This is a genomic window from Stenotrophomonas sp. (assembly GCF_036662295.1).
Classification (GTDB): domain Bacteria; phylum Pseudomonadota; class Gammaproteobacteria; order Xanthomonadales; family Xanthomonadaceae; genus Stenotrophomonas.
In genome coordinates, this window is sequence record NZ_JAVWXA010000163.1 from 1 (window position 1) to 5,641 (window position 5,641).

The 5,641-nt window shown below is 65.2% G+C and carries 5 protein-coding genes; 4 read left to right on the plus strand and 1 reads right to left on the minus strand.

Going from position 1 to position 5,641, the window contains the following annotated elements; translation table 11 throughout:
* Positions 1–475: RHS repeat-associated core domain-containing protein (locus tag RSA25_RS18745; RefSeq protein ID WP_332810340.1), on the plus strand; the 475-nt coding region annotated here is incomplete at its 5' end.
* A gap of 600 nt (positions 476–1,075) precedes the next feature.
* Here RSA25_RS18745 and RSA25_RS18750 read toward each other — a convergent pair.
* The gene (locus RSA25_RS18750; protein WP_332810341.1) at positions 1,076–1,600 is read right to left on the minus strand and encodes a DUF2059 domain-containing protein; all 525 of its coding nucleotides are present in this window, start codon (positions 1,598–1,600) and stop codon (positions 1,076–1,078) included.
* 138 nt (positions 1,601–1,738) lie between these two features.
* On the opposite strand from RSA25_RS18750, the gene arfB reads away from it, so the two are divergent.
* The 3 genes from arfB (at position 1,739) to dcp (ending at position 5,094) form a co-directional block, all read left to right on the plus strand.
* Positions 1,739–2,170, plus strand: a complete 432-nt coding sequence (gene arfB, locus RSA25_RS18755; RefSeq protein WP_332810342.1) for an alternative ribosome rescue aminoacyl-tRNA hydrolase ArfB — start codon at positions 1,739–1,741, stop codon at positions 2,168–2,170.
* Between the two features lie 4 nt (positions 2,171–2,174).
* Positions 2,175–2,777, plus strand: a complete 603-nt coding sequence (locus RSA25_RS18760; RefSeq protein ID WP_332810343.1) for a lysophospholipid acyltransferase family protein — start codon at positions 2,175–2,177, stop codon at positions 2,775–2,777.
* 142 nt (positions 2,778–2,919) lie between these two features.
* Positions 2,920–5,094: a peptidyl-dipeptidase Dcp gene (gene dcp, locus RSA25_RS18765; protein ID WP_332810344.1), complete on the plus strand. Its 2,175-nt coding sequence runs from the start codon at positions 2,920–2,922 to the stop codon at positions 5,092–5,094.
* The last annotated feature ends 547 nt before the right edge of the window (positions 5,095–5,641 follow it).

The window sequence follows — 5,641 nt, forward strand, 5'->3', positions numbered from 1 at the left end:
AGAAGCAGTACGCACTAAACGGCTGACGACTGTCTACAAAACCCTGGGCGATTCAATCTACATGCAACAGCGGTTTCAGGATCCAGTGACTGGCCGTTTCCTCTCTGTCGATCCTGTCTCTGTCCATTCGGCAGATGATCGGCACTTCAACAGATACGCTTACGCATACAACAACCCCTATAGATTCAACGACCCAGACGGCAGGTGCCCAATTTGCCTCGGAGCAGTCATCGGTGGCGGTATTGAAATAGGTATGCAGTTTGTTACAAAGGGAAAGGTCGACAACTGGACTGCAGTGGGGGTTTCGGCTGCTGTCGGTGCTGTTACGGGGGGCGTTGGCAGTATCTTGGCCAAGGCGGCTGTGTCAACCACGACTGCAGTAGTGGGCACAGCGGCGGTAGGTGGGGCCGCTTCGGGCGTGGGCAAAGTAGCCGAGGGGCAGTTAACCGGACAGGCGGTTAGCTCAAAGAAGTAGCAGTAGCGGTGGCTGCCGGTGCCGTCGGTAGCGGAGGCGGGGCGAAAATTGGCCTCCAGAGTGCAGCAAAGCTCGAGTCGATGGCCGCGAGCAATGGTCTGGCCGGTCATATAGGAAGGACGACACAAGACGCAATGCAGCAAGGCGGGAGGATCACGGAGGCTGCCACTTCTGCATCACAGAAGGGAGCGCAGATCACCGTTGATAGCGCTACATCGTATACAGAGAAGCGAGTCAACAAATAGGCGTGTCACCACCATGAAAGTTTCCCTCTCGGCCTACGTGCACTTTGCAACGCGCATGGCCCTTGTATCGCTGATACCCGCAGTGGCGTGTGCGCTGAATTACGGGTGGTGGATTGGACTGAAAGTGCTGATTGCGCTCTCAGTGGTGATCCAGGGTGTTGGATTCTGGATATTCAGACGGGGCATTTTCGCCGCTGTTCACGCGTGGCGAAATAGAGCGCGCTAGCGACCCCACACCGACGCAGCCCCGGGGAACCAAGGCGGAACATGCGTAGGCAGGATTCTCGTGGAGGCCGGTCCTTCAACCGGCCTCCCTGCGCTGCGTGCCACGCGCGGCCCCACCAGTGGGCGCGGCTTACTTCGTCGCCGGCGCCGGCGGCTCGTTCATGATCGCCTCCAGGTCCTTCTGCAGGTCCACGAACAGCGGCTGCATCTTTTCCTGGATGGCTACCATCACGTTCTGCATCAGCGCCGGGGTCTTGTCGAGCAGGCTCTGCCCGGCCGAACTCTCGTAGAACTCGGCCATCGCCAGCACGTCTTCCTTGCTGAAGCTCTTCTTGTACAGGTCCACGTACATCGGCCGCAGCTGCTGCCAGGACAGTGCCTGGCGGATGGTCTGGGTGGTGCGCGCTTCCATCCGCTTCATCTGTTCCTGCTGCTGGGCATCGAGCTGGCGCTGCGCGGCCACCTGCTGGAACTGCTGGCGCTGCATCGCCTCGATCTGCGGCAGCATGCTGTCCAGCATGGTCTGCGCGCGCGAGGCGGCCAGCAGCCGGTTGATGTCGGCATCGGAGGGCGGGGCGGCCAGCGCCGGCGCGATGGCGGCCAGGCCGAGGGCGAGGACCAGGCCCAGGCGGGCCAGGGGGCGGATCGAAAGCATGTGCGGGCATCCTGCATTGCGTGGAAGCCCGAGCATACCCGCCGGGGCGTCGTCCGGGCGCATATGACGGACGTTATCGGCGTCATCGGAGATGTTGGCCCCACCCGTCGCAGCGGTCCTGCCTTTACAATGCCGCCCATGGCTTCCCCACCCGTCACCATCAGCGCGTACCTGTCCATTCCCGATGCGGAACTGGTCGAACGCTTCGTGCGTGCCAGTGGCGCGGGCGGGCAGAACGTCAACAAGGTGTCCACCGCGGTGGAGCTGCGCTTCGACGTGGCCGGCTCGCCGTCGCTGCCCGAGCCCCTGCGCTCGCGGCTGCTGGCCCGGCGCGACCGGCGCATGACCGGCGAGGGCGTGCTGGTCATCGACGCCCAGCGGTTCCGCACCCAGGACCGCAACCGCGAAGACGCCCGCGAGCGGCTGGCCGCCTTCATCCAGGAAAGTCTCAGCGTACCCAAGCCGCGCGTGGCCACCAAGCCATCGTACGGGGCGAAGCTGCGTCGCCTGGATGAGAAAAAGGGCCGCGCGCAGATCAAGCGCGGGCGCACCACACGCCATTGGGAGTGATTGCTTGAACAACCGACGTCCGCTGTTGCCTGCCGTTCCGCCCAACATGCCGCAGGTCAAACCCAACCGCTTCCTGCGCTGGCTGGCCCGCTGCACGCTGCGGCTGGGCGGCTGGAAAGTGACGGGGACCTTCCCCAACGTGCCCAAGCTGGTCTTCATCGTGGCCCCGCATTCGTCCAACTGGGACGGCTTCTGGGGCATGGCGGCCAAGATCGCGCTCGGCATGCAGGTGAAGGTGCTGGGCAAGGCCTCGCTGTTCTGGTGGCCGCTGTCGCCGCTGCTGCGCGCACTGGGCGTGATCCCGCTGGACCGCAGCTCGCCGCAGGGCACCGTGGAGCAGGCGGTCAGCCTGATCCGGGGGTCCGAGCGCATGTGGTATGCCATCACGCCCGAGGGCACCCGCAAGGCGGTGACCCACTGGAAGGCCGGTTTCCTGAAGATTGCCCGCATGGCCGACGTGCCGGTGCTGGCGTGCTACTTCCATTACCCGGAAAAGACCATCGGGATCGGCCCGCTGTTCCACTCCAGCGGCGACGATGTGGCCGACATGGCCGCCATCCGCGAGTATTACCGGCCCTGGCAGGGCAAGAACCGCGGCACCGTCTGAGCCCGGCAGGCCCCGCCGCGCCTGGCGCCGGGCCCCGCACCGCCACACGCCAAGACCGGCACATGCCGGTCGCGGGCAATCGGAGTAGGGTGATCGGCTGCGGTTTTTCCGCAGCCGCATCCCATTCCAAGGAGCCCGTTTCATGTCGCGTACCGTAGTTTTGGCCGCTGCCATCAGCCTGGCGCTGGCGGCCTGTTCCGGCAAGGAGTCCACCCCCGTGTCCGATACCCAGACCCCCGCCGCCGCCCAGGCGCCGGCCGATGCCTCCACCAACCCCCTGTTGAGCGCCAGCACGCTGCCGTTCCAGGCCCCGCCGTTCGACAAGATCAAGGACAGTGACTACCTGCCGGCCTTCAATGAAGGCATGAAGCAGCACCTGGCCGAGGTCCGCAAGATCGCCGACAACCCCGAACCGGCCACCTTCGACAACACCATCGAAGCGCTCGAGCGCAGCGGCGAAACCCTGACCCGCGTGTCGCGCATCTTCTTCGGCCTGGTCCAGGCCGATACCAACGAAGCGCGCCAGAAGATCCAGGAAGAGGTCGCCCCGAAGCTGGCCGGGCACCAGGACGAGATCAACCTCGACCCGAAGCTGTTCGCCCGCGTGAAGAGCATCTACGACGCGCGTGCCTCGCTGGGCCTGGACCCGGTGCAGCTGCGCCTGGTCGAGCGTGACTACCAGGAATTCGTGCGCGCCGGCGCGCAGTTGAGCGATGCCGACAAGGCCGCGCTGCGCAAGCTCAACGTGGAAGAGACCACGCTGGCCACCCAGTTCCACACCCGCCTGGTGGCCGCTACCGCCGCCGGTGCGGTGGTGGTGGACGACAAGGCCAAGCTGGCCGGCCTGGACGAGGATGCGATCAACACCGCCGCCGCCGATGCCAAGGACCGCAAGCTGGACGGCAAGTACCTGCTGCCGCTGCAGAACACCACCCAGCAGCCGGTGCTGGCCTCGCTGAGCGACCGCGACCAGCGTGCCGCCGTGCTCAAGGCGTCGGAAACCCGCGCTGAAAAAGGCGATGCCAACGACACCCGGCAGACCGTGCAGCGCCTGGCCCAGCTGCGTGCGCAGAAGGCCAAGCTGCTGGGCTTTGACAACTACGCCGCCTACAGCCTGGCCGACCAGATGGCCAAGACCCCGGCTGCCGCGCTCAAGCTGCTGACCGACACCGTGCCGGCCGCCACGGCCAAGGCGCGTGGCGAGATCAGCGAGATGCAGAAGGTGATCGACGCCCAGCAGGCTGGTTCAAAGACCGGCGGCTTCAAGCTGGCCGCGTCGGACTGGGATTTCTACGCCGAACAGGTGCGCAAGGCGCAGTACGACCTGGACGAGTCGCAGATCAAGCCGTACTTCGAGATGGACAACGTGCTGCAGAACGGCGTCTTCTACGCCGCCACCCAGCTGTACGGCATCACCTTCAAGCCGCGCACCGACATCCCGACCTACCACGCGGACATGAAGGTCTACGAAGTGTTCGACAAGGACGGCACCTCGCTGGCGCTGTTCTACACCGACTACTTCAAGCGTGACAGCAAGTCCGGTGGCGCCTGGATGGACGTGTTCGTCGAGCAGGACGGGCTGACCGGTGCCAAGCCGGTGGTCTACAACGTGTGCAACTTCACCAAGCCCGCCGCCGGCCAGCCCGCGCTGCTGAGCTTCGATGATGTCACCACGATGTTCCATGAGTTCGGCCACGCGCTGCACGGGATGTTCTCCAAGGTGAAGTACCCGTCGATCGCCGGCACCAGCACGTCGCGTGATTTCGTCGAGTTCCCCTCGCAGTTCAACGAGCACTGGGCGCTGGACCCGAAGGTGTTCGCCAACTACGCCAAGAACTACAAGACCGGCGAGCCGATGCCGCAGGCGCTGGTGGACAAGATCCTGAAGGCGCGCACCTTCAACCAGGGCTATGCGACCACCGAGTACCTGTCGGCGGCACTGCTTGACCTGGCCTGGCACACCCAGCCGGCCGACGCGCCGCTGCAGGATGTGGCACCGTTCGAAGCGGCGGCGTTGAAGAAGTTCAAGGTGGACCTGCCGCAGGTGCCGCCGCGCTACCGCACCACCTACTTCGACCACATCTGGGGCGGCGGCTACTCGGCCGGTTACTACGCCTATTTCTGGGCGGAAGTGCTGGACCATGACACCTTCGAGTGGTTCAAGGAGCACGGCGGCCTGACGCCGGAGAACGGCCAGGTGTTCCGCGACAAGATCCTCTCGCGCGGCAACAGCGTGGAGCTGGCCGATCTGTACCGCGAGTTCCGCGGCAAGGACCCGTCGGTGGAGCCGCTGCTGGTCAATCGCGGGTTGAAGTAACCGCGGCCCGGTGGGTACCGAGCGTTGCTCGGTACTCGTTGGATCAGGTACCGACCGTTGGTCGGTACTTCGCCGGGTTCGAAACGAACGGCAGGGGAAACCCTGCCGTTCGTGCGTCTGGCCGTATCGCCGGTAGGGTCGGTTCCCAAACGACTGCCGATACCCTCGCAGGGGACGGTTGCGCATGACCGTCGGCGGAGATGCGCTTCGTTCGCCGCCCCTGCGTCACCGGGCGTTGATGGTGTACGTGCAGTCGTTCGGGAACCGACCCTACCCACCAGACGCCCGGCACAGGTGCCTGCGCCGGCTCCAGTGCGTGGAGGTAACGCTGCGCGCAGTAGCCGCGTGCCACGCCGATGCGTCGGCCCACGTCCGCCGGTAGGGCCGTTTCCCAAACGACTGCCGATAACCTCGCCGGGCGCGGTTGCGCATGACCGTCGGCGGAGATGCGCTTCGTTCGCCGCCCATGCGTCACCGGGCGTTGATGGTGTACGTGCAGTCGTTCGGGAACCGACCCTACCCACCAGACGCCCGGCACAGGTGCCTG